The sequence below is a fragment of the Microcella alkaliphila genome, assembly GCF_004216855.1.
Taxonomy (GTDB): Bacteria; Actinomycetota; Actinomycetes; order Actinomycetales; family Microbacteriaceae; genus Microcella; species Microcella alkaliphila.
On the sequence record NZ_SGXT01000014.1, the window covers coordinates 57,799 to 76,658 of the forward strand.

Annotated in this window: 16 protein-coding genes; 2 read left to right on the plus strand and 14 right to left on the minus strand. The window is 66.9% G+C overall.

Features of this window, described 5'->3' with window-relative positions; genetic code table 11:
- Positions 1-49: 49 nt before the first annotated feature.
- The 12 genes from EV140_RS05995 to galE form a co-directional block, all read right to left on the minus strand.
- Positions 50-901 carry a carbohydrate ABC transporter permease gene (locus EV140_RS05995; RefSeq protein WP_130282073.1) on the minus strand — a complete coding sequence of 284 codons (852 nt, stop codon included), beginning with the start codon at positions 899-901 and terminating at the stop codon, positions 50-52.
- Positions 898-1,905: a carbohydrate ABC transporter permease gene (locus EV140_RS06000; protein ID WP_157985616.1), complete on the minus strand. Its 1,008-nt coding sequence runs from the start codon at positions 1,903-1,905 to the stop codon at positions 898-900. Before EV140_RS06000 ends, EV140_RS05995 begins: the two co-directional genes overlap by 4 nt.
- A complete protein-coding gene (locus tag EV140_RS06005) occupies positions 1,902-3,200 on the minus strand; it encodes an ABC transporter substrate-binding protein (protein ID WP_130282077.1) in 1,299 nt (432 codons plus the stop codon). The genes EV140_RS06000 and EV140_RS06005 overlap by 4 nt, the downstream gene beginning before the upstream one ends.
- A gap of 216 nt (positions 3,201-3,416) precedes the next feature.
- Complete coding sequence (locus EV140_RS06010) at positions 3,417-4,442, minus strand: ROK family protein (RefSeq protein ID WP_130282079.1); 1,026 nt, start codon at positions 4,440-4,442, stop codon at positions 3,417-3,419.
- Between the two features lie 194 nt (positions 4,443-4,636).
- Positions 4,637-5,644, minus strand: coding sequence for a Gfo/Idh/MocA family protein (locus tag EV140_RS06015; protein WP_130282081.1), 1,008 nt, complete (start codon positions 5,642-5,644; stop codon positions 4,637-4,639).
- A complete protein-coding gene (locus EV140_RS06020) occupies positions 5,644-6,438 on the minus strand; it encodes a zinc-dependent alcohol dehydrogenase (RefSeq protein WP_241971324.1) in 795 nt (264 codons plus the stop codon). Before EV140_RS06020 ends, EV140_RS06015 begins: the two co-directional genes overlap by 1 nt.
- A 273-nt stretch (positions 6,439-6,711) precedes the next feature.
- Complete coding sequence (locus EV140_RS06025; RefSeq protein ID WP_338418540.1) at positions 6,712-8,907, minus strand: alpha-galactosidase; 2,196 nt, start codon at positions 8,905-8,907, stop codon at positions 6,712-6,714.
- A 92-nt stretch (positions 8,908-8,999) separates the two neighbouring features.
- A complete protein-coding gene (gene recR / locus EV140_RS06030; RefSeq protein ID WP_130282085.1) occupies positions 9,000-9,599 on the minus strand; it encodes a recombination mediator RecR in 600 nt (199 codons plus the stop codon).
- A 3-nt stretch (positions 9,600-9,602) separates the two neighbouring features.
- The gene (locus tag EV140_RS06035; protein WP_130282087.1) at positions 9,603-11,759 is read right to left on the minus strand and encodes a DNA polymerase III subunit gamma and tau; all 2,157 of its coding nucleotides are present in this window, start codon (positions 11,757-11,759) and stop codon (positions 9,603-9,605) included.
- 66 nt (positions 11,760-11,825) lie between these two features.
- Positions 11,826-12,560, minus strand: coding sequence for a hypothetical protein (locus EV140_RS06040; RefSeq protein WP_130282089.1), 735 nt, complete (start codon positions 12,558-12,560; stop codon positions 11,826-11,828).
- Positions 12,547-12,822, minus strand: a complete 276-nt coding sequence (locus EV140_RS06045) for a type II toxin-antitoxin system prevent-host-death family antitoxin (protein WP_130282091.1) — start codon at positions 12,820-12,822, stop codon at positions 12,547-12,549. Before EV140_RS06045 ends, EV140_RS06040 begins: the two co-directional genes overlap by 14 nt.
- An 85-nt stretch (positions 12,823-12,907) precedes the next feature.
- Positions 12,908-13,888, minus strand: a complete 981-nt coding sequence (gene galE / locus EV140_RS06050) for a UDP-glucose 4-epimerase GalE (protein WP_130282093.1) — start codon at positions 13,886-13,888, stop codon at positions 12,908-12,910.
- Between the two features lie 164 nt (positions 13,889-14,052).
- Between galE and EV140_RS06055 the strand changes: the two genes are divergently transcribed.
- Both EV140_RS06055 and EV140_RS06060 read left to right on the plus strand, forming a co-directional pair.
- On the plus strand, positions 14,053-14,400 hold the full coding sequence (locus tag EV140_RS06055) for a histone-like nucleoid-structuring protein Lsr2 (protein ID WP_130282095.1): 348 nt from the start codon (positions 14,053-14,055) through the stop codon (positions 14,398-14,400).
- 101 nt (positions 14,401-14,501) lie between these two features.
- On the plus strand, positions 14,502-15,149 hold the full coding sequence (locus EV140_RS06060) for an SDR family oxidoreductase (protein WP_130282097.1): 648 nt from the start codon (positions 14,502-14,504) through the stop codon (positions 15,147-15,149).
- 273 nt (positions 15,150-15,422) lie between these two features.
- Here the strand turns inward: EV140_RS06060 and EV140_RS06065 are convergent, their stop codons facing one another.
- Both EV140_RS06065 and pta read right to left on the minus strand, forming a co-directional pair.
- Positions 15,423-16,550 (minus strand): acetate/propionate family kinase, encoded by a 1,128-nt coding sequence (locus EV140_RS06065; protein WP_130282099.1) that lies wholly within the window; start codon positions 16,548-16,550, stop codon positions 15,423-15,425.
- Complete coding sequence (gene pta, locus EV140_RS06070; protein ID WP_130282101.1) at positions 16,547-18,808, minus strand: phosphate acetyltransferase; 2,262 nt, start codon at positions 18,806-18,808, stop codon at positions 16,547-16,549. The genes EV140_RS06065 and pta overlap by 4 nt, the downstream gene beginning before the upstream one ends.
- Positions 18,809-18,860: the final 52 nt, after the last annotated feature.

Here is an 18,860-nt window from a genome sequence, read left to right on the forward strand (position 1 = left end):
TCCCTTAGTCAGACACTGGTTGGTGGCGTCGCGAGGCGATGTGGGGACGCTAGCCCTTGATCGCACCCGACAAGAAGCCCTGCGTGACCTGCTTCTGCAACAGGACGAACAGGACGATAACGGGCACGATCGTGATCAGGGCGCCAGCAGCAAGAGGTCCTATGTCGACCGACCGACCACCGACGAACAGGAAGAGCCCGGTCGTCAGCGGTCGGAATGACCCGTTGGGGAGATAGAGCAGCGGTACGAGGAAGTTGTTCCAGTTCTGCAAAAAGGTGAACACAGCCAGTGCGCCGGCACCCGAGGTCACCAGCGGAACCATCACCTTGATGAAGATCTGCCACTCTGAGGCGCCGTCGATGCGCGCCGCTTCCTCAAGTTCCGTCGGTAGGTCAGTGAAGAAGGCGCGCATGAAGAACGTTCCGAACGCCAGGCCCGTGGATGCGAGCACCAGGTTGACGCCCAGCAGGGTATCGAGAAGCCCAAAACCGCGCAGTTGGAAGTACAGGGGGATCATGAACGTGAAGAAGGGAACGAGGAGCCCCAGCACCACCAGGTAGAACGCGAAGGTTCGACCAGGAAAGGGCAGTCGTGCGAACGTGTAGCCCGCCATCGTGGCGAGCACGACAACCAGTGCGGTGCTGGGAACGCTCAAGAGGAAGCTGTTCACCAGATACTCGTTGAAACGCCCGACAGTCCACGCGGTCTCGAAATTTTCCGTCGAGAACGACGAGAACAGTCCGAACGGGTTGCGCTGCGCATCCTGAGAGGTCTTAAACGCCGTGGACACCGTGAGGATCACGGGAAAGAGAGTGATCACCGAGATGATCACCAGCAAGATCTGTTTGTTAGTGCGCAGCAACCTCTTGCGAGGGGACTGGGCACGCGTGGTGCCGGTCATGCTCCGGTACCTTGCATCGAGAGCCTCCGCTGAAGCCGGTTGAGCGCGATCGTGAACGGAATCGCGAGAACGGTGATGAGGAGCGCGAGCGTGGTGCCGTAGCTGATGCGGTTGAGTTGGAACGCCTGGCTATAAGCGTAGGTACCCAGCACATCAGAAGCACCGGCTGGCCCACCACCGGTCATGACGAAAATGATGTCAAAGACGCTGAAACCCCCGATGAGCGTGATGGTGGTGACCATCAAGAACACCGGCATGATCTGCGGCAAGATCACGTACCAGAGCCGCTGCAGAGTATTCGTACCGTCAAGCATGGAGGCGTCAATGAGCTCCATGTCGACGTTGCCGAGGGCAGACAGGAAGATCACAAACACAAAGCCTGAGGTCGCCCAGATCGCGGTGGCGAGCACGGCGTACAGCGCCGTGTCGGCGTTGCCGAGCCAGCCGGTCTGCAACTGGCCCAAGCCCACGAGCTCGAGAGCCTTGTTGAGCCAGCCACGAATGGGGTCATAGATCCAGCCCCAGACCACGCCGATCACCACCTGGGGCAACACGTACGGCAGAAAGAGCACGACACGGTAGACGGAACTGCCCCGGCGTACGTTCCACATGAGCAGTGCGAGTGCGAGACCGATAACCAGCGGGGCAATGGTGCCAATGACGATCCAGATCGCGTTGTTCTGCAGGGCCGCCCACACCCGCTCGTCGGTGAACATCTCGACGAAATTGTCGAGCCCGACGAACGGCGGGTTGGGGTTCAGCCCATCAAAGTCGACGAACGCGTAGTACAGGGCGTTGACAAGCGGAGTGATGAAGAAAACAATCACCATCACCATGACCGGTGCCACCAACAGCAGGCCGAGACGCATCTGCGCTCGACGGGTGACGAGCGGGGTGCGATGCGCGCTCGGCCGGGGGGCCCGGCGGAGCGCCTGTGTGGCGATCGTCACCGGAGCCCCCGAGCCGTTGGCCCGAGCAGTCTGCTGCGGGCCGCGCGTGGTCACTGCTGCGACGCTGCTTCGAGGCTGGCGGCGACCTCGGCGGCCGTTGCTTGATCGGAGTAGATCGCCTGCATGCCGTCGAACATAGCCTCGTTGAAGGCATCCGTCATGAGCACGTCGATGTTGAGGCCGAAGTCGCCTTCGCCCGCACCGAACTGCTCGACGTCGGCGAGCACCTGGGCCAGCAACGGAGAGATCTCGACACCGGTGAGGTCGGCCGGGAACGGAGGAATGACGTCCAAGTTTTCGACCATCCATCGACCGTGCTCCGGGCTGACCAGGAAGTCGATCAGCTTCAGCGCCTCTTCGGGGTACTGGGTCTCAGCAGTGATCATCGGCCCCGAACCCAAACCGGCGGCGAAGATGCCCTGGCCATCGGGCGCGGGGAACGGGAAGTAGCCCGCCTCGAAGTCAGCGTTGGCGACGATACCGTCGACGATCCAGCTGCCCATCGGAAGCATGGCGGCCTCACCCGTGAAGAACAGGGCATTACCCGAGTCGTACGAGACGGAGGTCGGGAACGGCGTGAGGTAACCCGCCTCATCAAAGCGGTCCCAGAGGGCCACTGCGTCTTCAACATCTGACGAGGTCCAGTCGCTGTTGCCGTCGACGAGGTCGTTGACGCCGGCCGAACCGACGGCGCTCGAGAGCGCCATGCTCAGCTGGTGGCCACCCTGCCAGCCTTCCTGGTTGCTGATAGCGAAGGGAATGTAGCCTGCGGCCTTCGTGGCCTCAGCGATCTCCTCCAGGTCAGCGATGCTTTGGGGTTCCTCGAGCCCAAGCTCCTCAAAGAGATCCCGGTTGTAGAAGACACCCAGGGTCTCCATCTCACCGGGGATGCCATAGACGACGCCCGCTTCGGTCGTCGCGCGGTCCTTGGCGAAGTCGTAGACCTCCCACCCGCGCTCCTCGTAGGCTTCAGTCAGGTCGTAGAGCAACCCCGCATCGGCTAGTGCGCCTCCGAAGCTCGGACCCGAACCCCAGTTGATCACGTCGGGGGCGTCACCCGAACGCAACTGCGTCTGCAGGATGGTTCGCATCGTGTCGAAGGGAAGCGTCTGCAGGTCGACAACGATGCCGGGGTTCTGTGCTTCGAACTCATCGAGGCGATCGCGCAAACGCGCCTCTGCCTCAGCGTCTTCCAGTTCTTCGACGAGGTACCGAATGGTGACGTCGCCGGAGCTCTGGTTGTCGTCGGGCGCCTGAGTGTCATCAGGGGCCACCTGTCCCGTGCAACCGATCAACGTGAGCACGAGGCCCACGGCCACTGCCGGGGCAGCGATCTTTGAGATTTTCATGTGCTGTTGTCTCCTCGCGTGGATGTTCTTGCGGGCATCGACTCGGCGGTGATGGATGATGCGCTGTCAATAAGCCCTGCACCTTTGCGAGTCACCGTAATCTTTGCACCGCGAAATGATTAATGTCAACGGCCGCGACGGGATGCGTCGGTGAACGTTCGGTAAATGAGACCGAGCGCCCGCGAAGGGCGCGAGAGCGTGCTGCCAGGAACCGGTCTAGGCAGGAAAGGAGGCCTGGATCGCGACAACCGCGGCGCCGCGTGCCCACTCGTGGAATGTCATCGGGCGGACCACCAAGTCATGGTGATCACTCTCTCTAGTGTCGTACTCCGACACGCCAGCGCGAAGGCCATCAGCCCCAATGTGAGCAATTTCGACGCCCTCGCCGGAAAGGATGATGCGACTAACACCCGTCATCGTGCTCACCGCTGACGCCGCTCGTCCGAGAGCGTGTGCTGCGCTGTTGGCGACCGCCAGCGCGCCCGGATTGCCCTGCTGGGCGAGAGTGAGCGCCTCGTCGATACCCACCTCGCGCCCGATCGCCTCCGACACCGCCGACGCGATGGAGTCTGACGCCAGCATGGCCGTCATGCACCCGCGGTGCCCGTACGGGCACGCGGGCCCCTCCGGATCCACGGGGTAGTGACTGATGGGTGCGACACCAGTCGGAATCTCCTGGTGGTTGATCACCAAACCAAACCCGATACCCGCGCCCACAGTGATGAGCGCAAAACTTTCGTGACCCGTGCCCTCACCGAACCAGTGCTGCACCTTCGTCAGCCCGACGACGTCGTTGTCGAGGTGCACGGGCAAGGCCAATTCGGCAGCCAGCATCGACCGCAAGGGAACATCACGCCAGTGCATGAAGGGCGAGTCGGCGACGACCTCGCCATCCACCACAAGGCCACCCACCGTGACGCCAACAGCTGTTACGGCGTGCGTATCCCGCGCCCTCAGTTCGCCGACCAGGCGACCCACGGTGGCGACGACATCGGTCACCTCGAGCGATTCCAGTGGCGTGGCTTCCTGGTCAAGGACAGTCGCCCGGAGGTCCGTCACGACGGCATAGGCGGTATCGGCCGTGAGCTTGACCCCGATAAACCGATAGCGCTCCGGAACGACGTCGAGCGTGAACGCCGTACGCCCCCGACTGGCCGTACGCAGCGCATCCGCTTCGACGAGGACCTCCGACTCCAGAAGCGAGCGCACAAGCCTGGTGACTGTTGCGGCGGAAATTCCCATGCGACGTCCAACGCTCGAGCGCGTCTGTGCACCATGAACGAGAATGTCGATAGCGACGTCGCGGGAGAGCCCCGCCAGGGCCGGATCGGCTTCGACCTGCACCGCTCACCCCTCCCGTGCCGCGGAACCCACCGCGCCATCAGCGAGACTATCGCTCAACTCGCGAGGGCACGGAACCACCACGCCCTCTCCGGTCAGCCCTCACCCGGGTAGACGAGCCCGATAGACGCTCGGACGCGATCCATGGAACGCATGACGGCGATCGAGTCGCGGGGAGGCATCAGCGCGCTTGACGTATCACCACCCTCGATCAACCGTTCCATCTCGACGGCCTGAAACTGCATGCCCCTGCCCGTCACCGGGGACTCGAACCGATCGAGGGTGCGCCCCCTGCGGTCGACGAGTTCGACAGTGGTCGGCGCGTACCAGGTGCCGGCGATCTCCAGGCGGGCCAGATGACCGGTGATCGAGGCAGCGTTGCGACCGGGGGCGACCATCGACGACAGGGTGGTACCGATAGCCCCACCCACGTGAGTGGAGACCGTCGCCACCGTTGCATCGACCCCCGTCGATGTCAGCTGCGCGTGACTGTTGAGCATTACCGGCTCGCCCACGATGTCGTGCAGGAGTGAGATCGGGTAGACCCCCAGGTCGAGCAAGGCGCCACCGCCCAGGTGCGGGTCACGCAGTCGGTGCGAATCCGGCACCTCTAGCAACTGCGCGTGTTCGGCGTGCACCGCGGCGACCGTGCCAATGTCACCCCGCGCGATGCGGTCGCGCACGTACGCCATATGGGGCAAGAATCTCGTCCACATCGCCTCCATGACCGTGAGACCACGACGCTGGGCGGTGTCGACGACGTTCTGTGCTTGAAGCTCATTGAGCGTAAAGGGCTTCTCGAGCAGAACATGCTTGCCGTGCGCCAGCGCCAGGAGTGCGTGCTCTTCATGCTCAGACGGGGGCGTAGCGACATAGATGACATCTACTTGCTCGTCCGCGGCGAGAGCCTCGTACGACCCGTGCGCCCGCCCGATGTCGTGCGCATCCGCGAACGCCTGAGCAGAAGCATCGGAACGCGATCCGACGGCGGAAACGACGTGCCCATGCGCGAGAAGATCACGCGTAAAGAGCCGGGCGATTCCGCCCGTCGCCAGAATTCCCCACCGGATGCGCGTGTCCGTCCGCCTGTGCCCGTCCGTCATCACGCGCGATAGTCGAGAACGACCTGCAGGACGTCGCTATCGGCGGCGTCGAGCATCTCGAACGCGCTCACAGCCTCGCGAGCGGCCACCGTGTGAGAAATTAAGGGAGCGAGCTGCAACGACCCGCCCGCCTCCAGCTCGAGGACGGTCTGCGACATGCGAATCTCGTCCCAGCGGTGCTGCAATGCCGGAGCGACGCCCGAAATTTGCGAACCCACGATGGCCACGCGGTTGTGGTGAAACTCCTCGCCGAGCCTGATCGGCGTGCCGCCCGCCTGATAAAAGCCAGCCGCGACAACGCGCGAGCTGTAGGCGACAGAGCGCACCGCATCATGCAACGCCTGGTAACTGCCACTGATCTCGATCGCGACGTCAGCGCCACGGCCATCCGTCAGCTCCTTGAGCCTCGTCGCGACGTCCGTCTGCCGCGGATCGAGCGTCTCGTGGGCACCCAACCTTCGTGCGAGGTCACGCCGCTGCTCTACCAGGTCAACGACGACTACGCGCGCGCCATTGAGCCGCGCCAGCTGAGCCACAATCTGCCCGGGCACCCCGGCGCCAAAGACCGCTACGGTCTCCCCCACATGCAGATCGGCATCGAGCACCGCGTTCAAGGCGATCGCACCGATCTTCGCGAAGATGCCCACAACATCATCGTTGGCATCGGGCATCAGGCGCGCCTTTGCCCAGTCGGCCGGGCGAACTGCCGTCGTGCGGTGACCCCACGCGCCCCAAACGCGGCGGCCGAGAAGTGCAGCATCGACACCCTCGCCGATGTCGGTGACCTCGCCCACCTCCTCGTATCCCCAGCCGTCGAGCGGGTAGCGGTGCGTCGGCTCGCCCTCGACGAACAGTCGCGACTCCACATCCCACCGATGACTCATGTAAGGGTTTGTGCCTCGATAAGCCGTGAGCTCAGTGCCAGCAGAGATGCCCGAGTAGCGAGTCGTGATGCGAACTTCGCCTGGCCCTGGAACGGGCGCCTCCCAGTCGACAATCTCTGCCCGGCGGGGTGAGGTGAAACGGACCAGATGACCCAAGGAACTACTCCTATTTTCTCGTCATGCCTATGTAAGGGTGCCAGCGGTAACGCGCACCAGCCGGAAAACCAGCGCCTGTTCCGGGTACAACATGGGTGCTTGCAGCCCGATGGCGGCCAGCGTTGCGCCACTCACAGTCGTCGGCGTCGACCACCACGAGGGTGGACCATCAGCCGTCCTGGTGAGCGCCACCTCCGACAACCGCACCGGTTCGATGCGGTACGTCGAATCAGGGTCCAAGCCGGGTAGTCGAATGCGTCCCGGCTGGGTCGCAACCATTGTCTCCATGGCGACAAATGAGAACAACGCCTCGCCCTGGTCGGGCGCGACGACACCGTGCGCCCAGTAGGCCGCGTCGGGGTAGTCAGCGTGGACGGCCGTTCCGGTGTGCACGAGGTGTCTCACGTCTTTATACAAACTGATCCACGCGGCCAGTTCCTCGCGTTCTTCCTCGGACGCCATCCGCACGTCCCACTCGATCCCCATGTGGCCGAACAACGCAGTGGCGCACCGGAACGCCAGCGAGTGAGTGCGCCGAGTGGTGTGTGCTGTGGGGGCGCCGACGTGTGATCCGACCAATTCGGCCGGCAGTAGGAGCCCTGTCCAGCGCTGAATGAGTTGGCGCTCGAGCGGGTCAATGCAGTCGCTCGCCCAAACACGGTCGGTGCGCTCCAGAACCTCGAAGTCGACGCGCCCGCCACCCGAGGAGCACGACTCAATCTCGACCTGGGGAAATCGACGCTTTAGTTCATCCATCAGTGCGTAGACCGCCACTGTCTGCTCGTGGACTGCCGCGCGACCGGTGTGCTGGTCGCCGGGCTCAGCGAGATCGCGATTGTGGTCCCACTTGATGTAGTCGATGGAGTGTTCATCAATGATTGCGCTCATGCTCTCGAGCACTGAGGCAAAAGCGTCAGGCCGCGTCAGATTAAGAACGTGCTGGTTTCGACCGCTAATGGGGAGACGATCCCCTGGGGCAAGGATCCAGTCGGGGTGCTCACGCGCCATCGTTGAATCAGCATTGAGCATTTCTGGCTCGAACCACAGTCCGAACTGCATGCCTAGCGACCGCACCGCGCTCACGAGCGGGCCGAGCCCGTCGGGCCACACCTCGGTGTCGATCTGCCAATCGCCCAAGCCACGAGTGTCGTCCCGGCGACCGGTGAACCAACCGTCGTCAAGGACGAAGCGCTCAACGCCGACAGCGGCGCCCACTCGGGCGAGTTCGATGAGTTCGTCGAGGTCGTGACGGAAGTAGACCGCCTCCCAAGTGTTGAGCACGACAGGTCGAGTCGAGGTCGGGTGGCTCGCGCGCGAGCGCAGGTAGCGGTGGAAGCTCGCGGCGATCTCATCGAGACCGCGCCCGTAGGCCGCGTAGACCCATGGCGAGTCGTAATGCTCGCCCGGTGCGAGGATGACCTCACCTGGAAGAAGCACCTCGCCACCGCCGATGACTCGCGAATTATTGCTGAGCCCCCGCTCGGCGAACGTCACGTGATTGCCGCTCCACGCGGTGTGGACGGCCCAGACCTCCCCCGACCCAAAGTCGAACCCCGCGGATCCGGCGGCGAGCACTGTTGCCGCGTCCGAGCCCGTGCGGCCCCGACGGCCCTCCCGATTGTGTGTGCCGACCACGAAGGGGTGACGTTGGGGTGTGCGCTCACGAAGGTGGCGCCCGACGAAGTCCAGAATCTCGTCAGCCTCGACCGGCACCGGCAGAGTCACGCGAACCGTGTCCACCGTGTAGGGAGCGGCCTCGCTCTCATTGGTAACGGTGGCTCGCGCCCGCAGGATGCCCGATGCCGTGAGTTCGAGGACGGTGTCGAGGCGCAACTGTGCTGTGCTGTCTCGGCCCACCACTGTCAGCCGCGCACCGCTCTCAGCGCTCAAGCTCAGTGTGTGGTCGACGGCCTCGAATAGTGTCGAGAAGTGCTGGCCGTCTCGGTGGCCTTCTAACCCTGGAGTGCCCACCCACCCAGCACTTTGCTCGGGCAGCACTGCGGGCGGCCCCGAGCCGCGGAGAGCGTCTGCACCACGCTGTGCGCTGGCCAGTGTTCGCAGGTAGTCCGCCTCGTCACCGAGGGCGTCGACCCTCGCACCCCAGTGCAGCACCCGCGGAACGCCGCGAAGGGCCTCCACGATCACGGTCACGGCATCCGTGTGCATCGCTACGAGGCCGCCCCCAAGGTCTGACGTCTGCACGATGGAGTTGTGTTCGCTCACGTCGTTATCTTTGCGCTCTGAAAGTAATGCCGCAAGTGGCACACCGGGGAGCACTCGCTCGTCTATACCGCGCGTGCTCCAAGAGGCCAGCGTTATCGCTCGACCGTGCGTCGCCCTTCGAAGGCCCGCCCGAGCGTGACCTCGTCGGCGTATTCGAGGTCCCCGCCGACGGGGAGCCCGCTGGCCAGGCGCGAGACCGTGAGGTTGGGTTGCACGAGCAACCGCGTGAGGTAGGTCGCGGTGGCCTCACCCTCGAGGTTGGGGTCGGTGGCGATGATGACCTCGGTCACGGTGCCGTCACCGAGGCGGCTGAGTAGCTGCGCGATGCGCAGATCGTCGGGGCCGATGCCATCGATCGGGCTGATCGCGCCGCCGAGCACGTGATAGAGCCCGCGGAACTCGCGGGTGCGCTCGATCGCGACCACGTCTTTCGCCTCCTCGACCACGCAGATGGTCGTCGGGCTACGACGCGGGTCGCGACAGATCGAGCACTGCGCCTCCTCCGCCACGTTGCCGCAGACCTCGCAGAAGCGCACCTTCTCGCGAATCTCGGTGAGCAGCTGCGCGAGGCGGGCCACGTCGAACGACTCGGTCTGAAGGATGTGGAAGGCGATGCGCTGGGCCGACTTCGGGCCGATGCCGGGCAGCCGGCCGAACTCGTCGATCAGGTCTTGGATGATGCCGTCGTACATGCGTCAGAGCCCTTCAGGGTCGGGCGGCGTCTCCTGCGGGACGACGACGGGGGCGATGGGCTCTTCGGCGATGAACCGTGCGCCGAGCAACTCGCGCACGACGGCCTCGCCGTAGCGCTGGCGGCCAGACGCCTCGGCGGGGTGCGGAACCGACGGGGGCGGCGGCGCGGCTGGCGCCCTCTCGGGTTCGGGCTCGAGATCGTCGTCGGCAGGCGGGGGCTCGTCATCAAGCGGAGGCGCGTCGGCCGATGCCGGGGCGCTCGCGCCCGGAATCGCGGCGACCGCCCACTCGGTCACCGAGGCCGCCGGCGCGGACGCCTGAGGGGCGCGCGCCGGCTCAGCGGGACGGGTCGGCTCGGCAGACCGCGCGGACGGCTCGGGCGCGTGCGTCGGCTGCGGGTCGGGTTCGGGCCGCGGGGCTGGGGAGGGCTCCGGGTCGGCAGCCGGCTCGGCCGGTGCCGCGGCCGGGGTCTCTGAGCGCGGGGCGCGTGCCGCATCGACCCGCACGAGGAACTTCACCTTCAGGCCAAGCTCGCCGAGGATCGCCTGCCGCACGTGCTCGCTCACCGTGTCGGCCGGATTGCCGCGCTGCTTGAACGCCGCCGCATCCGACTCGTTCGTGAACACCAGCGTCAGCACATCGTCATTGAGCTCCGCCGGAAGCGCCGTGTAGATGACCGTCCACGACGACATCTTGAGCTTCTGGATGCGGTCGAGGATGGCCGGCCACGACTGCCGCATGCGCTCGATGTCGACCGGGGCCGCGACCGGCGCGGGGGTGTTGTCGGGCGCGGGCGTCGCGTCGGCATCCGCGGCGGCCGGCTCGGAGGCCTGCGCGGGAGCGGGCACCGGGGCGACGGGGGTGGCCGCAGGCGCCGGGGCTGCAGCCTGCGGGGCCTGATCCACTGCCGGGGCCGGGTTCGCTGCCGGGGCCGGGGTCGCTGCCGTGGCCGGGGTTGCTGCCGGGGCCGCAGGCTGCGCCGTCGGCACGGGGCCGTCGACGCCCACGCGCCGCTCAAGCACCTCGACGCGGGCGAGCGCGCCGCGGGCCGGCTCGTCGGCGGCGGGCACCAGCAGGCGTGCCGTCATCAACTCGAGGTGCAGCCGCGGCGACGTCGCGCCCGTCATCTCGGTGAGGGCGCGGTTGACGATGTCGGCCGCGCGGCTCAGCTGTGCCGGGCCGAAGTGGGCGGCCTGGGTGTGCATGCGCTCGAGGTCGTCTTGCGGGATGCCGCGCAGCACACTCGACGCCCCGTCGCTCGTGGCCTGCACGACGATCAGGTCGCGCAAGCGCTCGAGCAGGTCGTCGACGAAGCGCCGCGGGTCCTGCCCCGTCTGGATGACGCGGTCGACCGCTTGGAACGCGGCCGCAGCATCCTGCATCGCGAGAGCGGTGACCACATCGTCGAGGAGGGCTCCGTGGGTGTAGCCGAGCAGGGCGACCGCGCGCTCGTAGGTAACCGTGTCGGCGTCGCTGCCGGCGATCAGCTGGTCGAGCAGCGACAGGGTGTCGCGCACCGAGCCTCCGCCGGCGCGCACCACGAGCGGCATGACGCCGGCCTCGATGGTGACGTTTTCGCTCGCCGCCAGCTGCTCGACGTACTCGAGCAACTGCGCGGGCGGCACCAGGCGGAACGGGTAGTGGTGCGTGCGCGAGCGGATCGTGCCGATGACCTTCTCGGGCTCAGTCGTCGCGAAAATGAACTTCACGTGCGGCGGCGGCTCTTCGACGATCTTCAGCAGCGCGTTGAAGCCCTGCGGGGTCACCATGTGCGCCTCGTCGAGGATGAAGATCTTGAAACGGTCGCGGGCCGGGGCGAACACGGCGCGCTCGCGCAGGTCGCGGGCGTCGTCGACACCGTTGTGGCTGGCCGCGTCGATCTCGACCACGTCGAGCGAGCCGCCGCCCTGCCGGCTCAGCTCAACACAGCTCGGGCACGTGCCGCACGGGGTGTCGGTGGGGCCCTCGGCGCAGTTCAGACAGCGCGCCAAAATGCGGGCGCTCGTCGTCTTGCCGCAGCCGCGCGGGCCGCTGAACAGGTAGGCGTGGTTGACCCGGTCGCCGCGCAGCGCCGCCATCAGCGGATCGGTGACGTGCGCCTGCCCGATCAGCTCGGCGAACGACTCGGGTCGGTAGCGGCGATACAGGGCGGTGGACACGGCTCAAGCGTAGTCGCGAGCACCGACCACCGAGTCGAGGATGACAGTCGAGGGTGAGGGTCGCGGTCAGCGGCTGCCGCGGTGGGCGCCGGCGTGGCCCTTCACGCGAACGCACGGCTTGCCCAGCTTCGGCATCATCACGCCGCAGCGTTCTGTGCGGCGAGAAGCCAGAATGCGATCCGGGGTTGTGCTGGTGGCAATCCGTCGCAGTGCGGCGGCGATGCCAGCTTGCGGGTCGAGCGTTCCGCCCTCCCATGCGGCGGCCATCGCAGCAACGATTTCATCTTTCGATAAGAGCCTCGCGAACTCCTCGTCGATGCCGGCGGCGCTCGCCGCCTTCACGAGGCCTTCCGGGGCAGGCTCTTCCGCGTAATCCCACTGCTCGAGGCCGAGGCGGGTCTTTGTCTCGTCAAGCAGAGTCAGCGCATCCCAGATCTGCGTTTGCTCTGACTCGGTGAGCTTGCCGGAACGCACCAGATCGTCGGCGGCGGAATAGACCTCGCCATCGCGCCGCTGGCCGATCGCGATGATCTCGATGAGACCGACGCCGTCGGTCACCGTCACCCGGTAGATGATTCTGAACTCGCGTCGCGCTGCCTCGACCGTGTTGAACCCGACAAGGTTCGTAGCGTTCTGGTTCGAGAGCGGGTGCTTACCGCGTGGTGCGCGAAAGAGACCCACGATCGTGTCGGAGACGTCGTCACGCTCGGCCTCAGTGACGTTCTCAATCAGCCAATCGATGCTCTGCTCGGTGAAGACGACCTCGGCCTGCTCGTCGGGTAACGAGTCAACGGGAGGCACGAAGCCGTTCTCTCGCCTCCTGGGCGGACAGCATCGTCGAGCGGTCAGCCACCAAATTCGCCGCGGCGCTCAGCACCGTGATCTCCAACTCACGCAGAAGTCGCCGCTGCTCATCGCGCTCGGCCGCCGACATCACCACGGCAACAGGTTTGCCATGACTGGTCAGCGTCACGGGGCGCTCTTGCGCCTGCGTGGTGATGAAGCCCACCCCGCGTCGCGCGGCGACGGTCGAGGAGATGGTGAGAGGCTCAGTTGAGGTCATGACACAAGACTACTCAAAGTACATAGAAATGTACATTTTTGTGCACCGTGGTGCAGCAAGATCGCCCCTCGTGCCGCTCGTTCGTTTAGTCGCAAGCACCGACCACCGAGTCGAGGATGTCGTCGAGGGTGCGGCGGGCGCGCCAGCCGAGCGCCTCGGCGATGCGGGAGGGGTCGGCGACCACCTCGGCCGGGTCGCCCGGGCGGCGCGGCTCGACCACCGCAGCCGGAACGGGCGGCGAGTCGGGGGCCGAATTCGGCCAGCGAGCGCGCACACCCTCGACCACCTGGCGCACGCTGCTGCCCGTGCCCGTGCCGACGTTGAACACGTGGTGGGTCGAGGAGGGAGCGCCCGCAAGCGCGTCGAGAGCCGCCAGGTGCGCCTCAGCCAGGTCGAGCACGTGCACGAAGTCGCGCACGCACGTGCCGTCGACCGTCGCGTAGTCGTCACCAAAGATGCGCGGAGCCTCACCTGCCGCGAGCCGCTCCATCACCATCGGCACCAGGTTCAACACGGCCGTGTCGGCCAGCTCCGGCCAGCCCGCACCCGCCACGTTGAAGTAGCGCAAACTCGTCGCCCTGAGCCCACTCGCGCGCGCCACGTCAGCCGTCAGCCACTCCCCCGCCAGCTTCGACGCGCCGTACGGGTTCACCGGGGTACAGGGCGCGCCCTCCGCGACGTGACCCAACGCATCCCCGTACACGGCCGCCGAACTCGAAAACAGAAACGCCTCTACACCGGATGCGGCGCACGCCTCCAGCACCGCCGCAAGCCCCGCAACGTTGTCGTGCCAATACATCAGCGGATGCTCAACCGACTCAGCGACCTGCTTGCGCCCCGCGAAATGAATCACCGCATCGACGGCGTGCTCGCGGGCAAACGCGGCGACCGCGTCAGCAGCCCCGGGTTCAGCGAGCGACAGCTCGAGTTGCGCAAACTCGGCCACCCGATCACGGATGCCCGTCACAAAGTCGTCGACGACCACCACGTGGTCGCCCCGATCGCGCAACAGCCGGCACACGTGCGCGCCGATGTACCCCGAGCCGCCCGTCACCAAAATACGCACGGGTCAATCCTGCCGGACAGTGCCGCCGTGTACGGATAGCGGGGCGCGATATTGAGGGTGATGAAACCCTGGCGGGTGTGCGAATTACTTAAATTTCGCCGAGACTATTCACACGAGGAAACTTTTCGCGCAGCGCATAGTTCACATTCGCTAGTGTGTGCGCCATGGCACACAAGATTGTTCTCGTCGACGACCTCGACGGTACCGAACTCGGCGATAACGCCGTCACCACGCGCTTTTCGTTGAACGGCGCTCACTACGAAATCGATTTGAACGAATCGAACCAGCAGAAGCTGGCCGACGCGCTTGCTCCGTTCATCGCTGCCGGTCGGCGAGCCAGCGCTGGCGGGGCATCGGGGCGTTCCGCGGGCACGAAAAGGCGCGGTGGTGCAGCGAAAAGTAACACCTCCGCAATTCGCGAATGGGCGAACGCCAACGGCCACCCCGTCGGAGACCGCGGCCGAATTCCTGCGCATATTGTCGAAGCGTACGAAGCGGCCACCGGAAAGTAGTCGCACCGCGAGCATCCGCTCGCATTAATCCCTATTCGGATGATCGGGGCTGGGCCCGTCTCGTGGAGGCGGCACCCAGCCCCGACTGTTTGTCTGGTCGCATGAAAATCGCCATCGCCGGAGGACACGGAAAAATCGCGCGTCACCTGTCGCGCCTGCTGAGCACGAACGGCCACGAGCCGTGGGCACTCATTCGAAACGCTGACCACGCCGCCGACGTCGAAAGCGACGGGGCACGGGCCATCATCGTTGACCTCGAGCACGACGGGGATGACGCCGTCGCCGAAGCCATCACCGGGGCCGACGCCGTCGTGTTCGCCGCCGGAGCCGGCGAGGGCAGCGGCGCCGCGCGCAAGCTGACCCTCGACCGCGGCGGGGCCATCCTGCTGGCCGACGCCGCCGTGCAGGCGGGCGTGCGGCGCTACGTGATGGTGTCGGCCCGGCGAGCAGACACGTTTGACCCCGACTCAGACGACGTGTTCCAGGTGTACCTGCGGGCCAAGAGCGAGGCGGATGCCGCCGTGCGCGCGCATGACGACCTCGACTGGACCATCGTGCGCCCGGGAGGGCTGACCGACGACGAGGGCACCGGGCGGGTGCAGGTCGGCGACGACGTGTCGGGCACGATCCCGCGGGCCGACGTGGCGGCCGTGCTGTACGCGCTGCTCGTGACCGGCCGCGGGGTGGGGGCGCAGTTCGAGTTGGTGTCGGGAGACGCGCCGATCGCGGAGGTCGTCGCCGGGCTGTAGGCGGGGTTGCAGGCGGGGTTGCAGGCGGGTTTACAGATGGGATCACACGACTGGACTCGGCTGGCTGAGCCACCTCGCCGGAAACCCACCACGACCCGCACGTGACTACTTCGGTGTAGGAACTCCTACACCGGAGTAGTCGCCGGGAAGGGGTCAGGCTTTCGGCGTGGCTCAGCGAGCAGCGCGGCTCACGGCACGCGGTTCACGGCACGGGGGAAGCCACAAGTGCGACGCAAGACGTTGCTTGCAGAAGTTGAGCACAAAGCCGGCCGCTCAACCGGCGACAAGCTGCGCGGCCTGGCGCGCGATCGCCAACTCTTCGTTGGTGGGCACCACGAGCACCTTCGGGCCCTCCAGGGCCGGCGAGATGATGCGGGCACCCTTCGCGGGGCGCTCGTTGAGGAAGCGGTCGACCCGAATACCCAGGTGGTCGAGCCCCGCGAGGGCGCGGGCGCGCAGGGCCGGCGCGTTTTCGCCCACCCCCGCCGTGAACACCACGGCGTCGAGGCCGCCCAACTGGGCCAGGTACGCGCCCACATAGTGACGAATGCGGTGCGCCCACACGGCGAGCGCCGCCTCGGCGAGCTCGTCGCCGGCGGCAGCCGCATCCGTGACGTCGCGCATGTCGCTGCGGCCCGTGAGCCCCAGCAGGCCGCTGCGCTTGTTCAGCAGCGCATCGATCTCGTCGACGCTCAAGCCCGCCACGCGGTGCAGGTGCACGAGCACCGCCGGGTCGAGGTCACCCGAGCGCGTGCCCATCACCAGGCCCTGCAGGGGGGTCAACCCCATCGACGTGTCGATCGAACGGCCGCCGTCGACCGCCGTGACGCTCGCGCCGTTGCCGAGGTGTAGGACGATCAGCTTCAGCTCCTCCAGCGGGCGGCCCAACACCGCTGCGGCCTGGCCGGCCACGAACTGGTGACTCGTGCCGTGGAAGCCATACTTGCGCACCCCGTAGCGCTCAGCGAGCGCGCGATCGATCGCGTACGTGTACGCCTCCGGTGGCATCGACTGGTGAAACGCCGTGTCGAACACGGCCACGTGCGGCACATCGGGCAGCACGGTGCGCGCCGCAATCACGCCCGCCAGGTTCGCCGGATTGTGCAGCGGCGCCAGCGCGCTCAACTCGTCGATCGCCGCCACCACCGCGTCGTCGATCAGCGTCGGCGCCGTGAAACGCGCGCCGCCGTGCACGACCCGGTGACCGACCGCAGCGATCTGCGCGTCGTGACCGAGAGCATCCAGCACCTGGCGCATGCCGCTCGTGTGGTCGGGGGCGTCGCCGCCCTCCTCGCCGATGCGCTCGAGCGTGCCGGCGAGCACGCGCTCGCCGGATGCCGTGTCGATCAGTTGGTACTTGATCGAGCTCGAGCCCGAGTTGACGACGAAGACGCGCATCAGGCCTCGCTTCCGTTCGCCGACTCGCCCGTGACGCCCGCCTCTGCGGCCGCCGCCGCGTCGTCACGGCTGATCACCGGAATCGCCGTCGTCGCCGGCGGCGGCGTGCGCTGCGCCTGAATCGCCGTGATCGCGACCGTGTTCACGATGTCCTGCACGAGCGCGCCGCGCGACAGGTCGTTGACCGGCTTGCGCAGGCCCTGCAGTACCGGCCCGATGGCCACAGCGCCCGCCGAGCGCTGCACCGCCTTGTAGGTGTTGTTGCCGGTGTTCAGGTCGGGGAAGACGAACACCGTCGCGCGCCCGGCGACCGGCGAATCGGGCATCTTCGTCGCCGCGACGCTCGGCTCTGCCGCCGCGTCGTACTGAATCGGTCCCTCCACCAGCAGCTGCGGCTGGCGCTCGCGCACAAACGCGGTCGCCGTGCGCACCTTCTCAACGTCGTCGCCCGAGCCCGACTCCCCCGTCGAATACGACAGCATCGCCACGCGCGGCTCGATCGCGAACTGCTGGGCCGTCGCTGCACTGGAGATCGCGATGTCGGCAAGTTGCTCGGCCGTCGGGTCGGGAACCACCGCGCAGTCGCCGTAGACGAGCACGCGGTCGGCCAGGCACATCAGGAACACACTCGACACGACGCTCACGCCCGGGTCGGTCTTGATGATCTCGAAGCTCGGGCGAATCGTGTGCGCCGTCGTGTGGGCGGCCCCGCTCACCATGCCGTCGGCGAGCCCGACGTGCACCATCATCGTGCCGAAGTAGCTGACGTCGGTCACGACGTCGCGGGCGAACTCGACCGTGACGCCCTTGTGGGCGCGCAGCCGCGCGTACTCGATCGCGAACTGTTCGCGCAGCTCCGTGTCGTACGGGCTCAGAATCTCGGCCGCCTCGAGATCGAGGCCGAGCTCGGCAGCGCGCGCCCGAACATCCACCTCGTCGCCCAGAATCGTGATGTCGCAGACCGAGCGCTTCAGCAGCGTCGCGGCCGCGCGCAGCACACGGTCGTCGTTGCCCTCGGGCAGCACGATGCGCTTGCGCTCGCTGCGGGCGCGCTCGAGCAGGTCGTACTCGAACATCAGCGGCGTCACCACGTCGCTGCGGCTCACGTCGGCGCGGTCGAGCAGCGCGTCAGAGTCGAAGTGCTTCTCGAACAGCGCCAGCGCCGTGTCGTACTTGCGCTGCGAGTCGGCCGCCAGCCGCCCCCGACTCTCGGTGATGCGCAGCACCGTGTCGTAGGTGCCATACGGCGTGCGGATGATCGGCAGCGTCGGGTCGAGCCCGTCAATCAGCGACTGCACGCTGTCGGGCGTCTCAAAACCGCCGTACAGGATGATCGCCGCAATACTCGGGAACGTCTCGCTCGCGTGCGCCATCAGCACCGCCAGCAGCACCTCGCTGCGGTCACCCGGAACGAGCACCACCGCGCCCTCGGTGAGGCGGGGCAGCACGTTCTCCATGCTCATGCCGGCGACGACGGCGCCCAACACCTCGCGCTGGAGCAGCGCCTCCTCGCCGCGCTCGAGCTCGCCATCGCAGGAGGCCATGACGGCGGCGACCGTCGGGGCGATCAGGTAGCGGTCTTCGGGAATCGCGCCGACCACGGCGTTGGGGGCGAGGGTGGCGAGCTCGGCGCTGATCTCGTCGAGACGGTCGGCGTCGGCGCGGTTCGCGACCACGGCGAGCAGGGTGGCGTGCTCGTGGGCCAGCTCGGCGACGGCCGCCTCGGCGGCGCGGCGCACCTCGTCGGGGGTGCGCGGGCCCGACTCGGCGAGGCCCCGCCCGCCGCTGGCGCCGGATGCGCGGCCGCCGATCACCAAGACCACCGGGGCGCCCAGGTTCGCGGCGATGCGGGCGTTCACCGTGAACTCGGTCGGCGTCGAAATATCGGTGTAGTCGGAGCCGACGATGACGACGGCGTCGCACTGACGCTCGACGGCGCGGTAGCGTTCGACGATCGTCGCGAGCGCCGCGTCGGGGTCGGCGTGCACCTCGTCGTAGCTCACGCCGATGCACTCGTCGTAGTCGAGGTCGACGCCGTCGTGGGCGAGCAGGGTCTCGAGCACGTAGTCGCGGTTGGCCGCCGAGTCGGCGCCGATCACGCCCGACGCAGTCGCCGCCGCCCTCTCTGCGCTGACCCGCGCGATGGGCCGGAACACCCCGACTCGCTGCACGCGGCTCGACAGCGCGTTCAGCACGCCGAGCGCCACGGTCGACTTGCCCGAGTTGCCCTCGGCGGACGTGATGTACAGGTTGCGTGCCATTGACTCCCAGCCTACGGAAGGGGCCTGGGCAGAACCTAGGGGCGGATGGCTC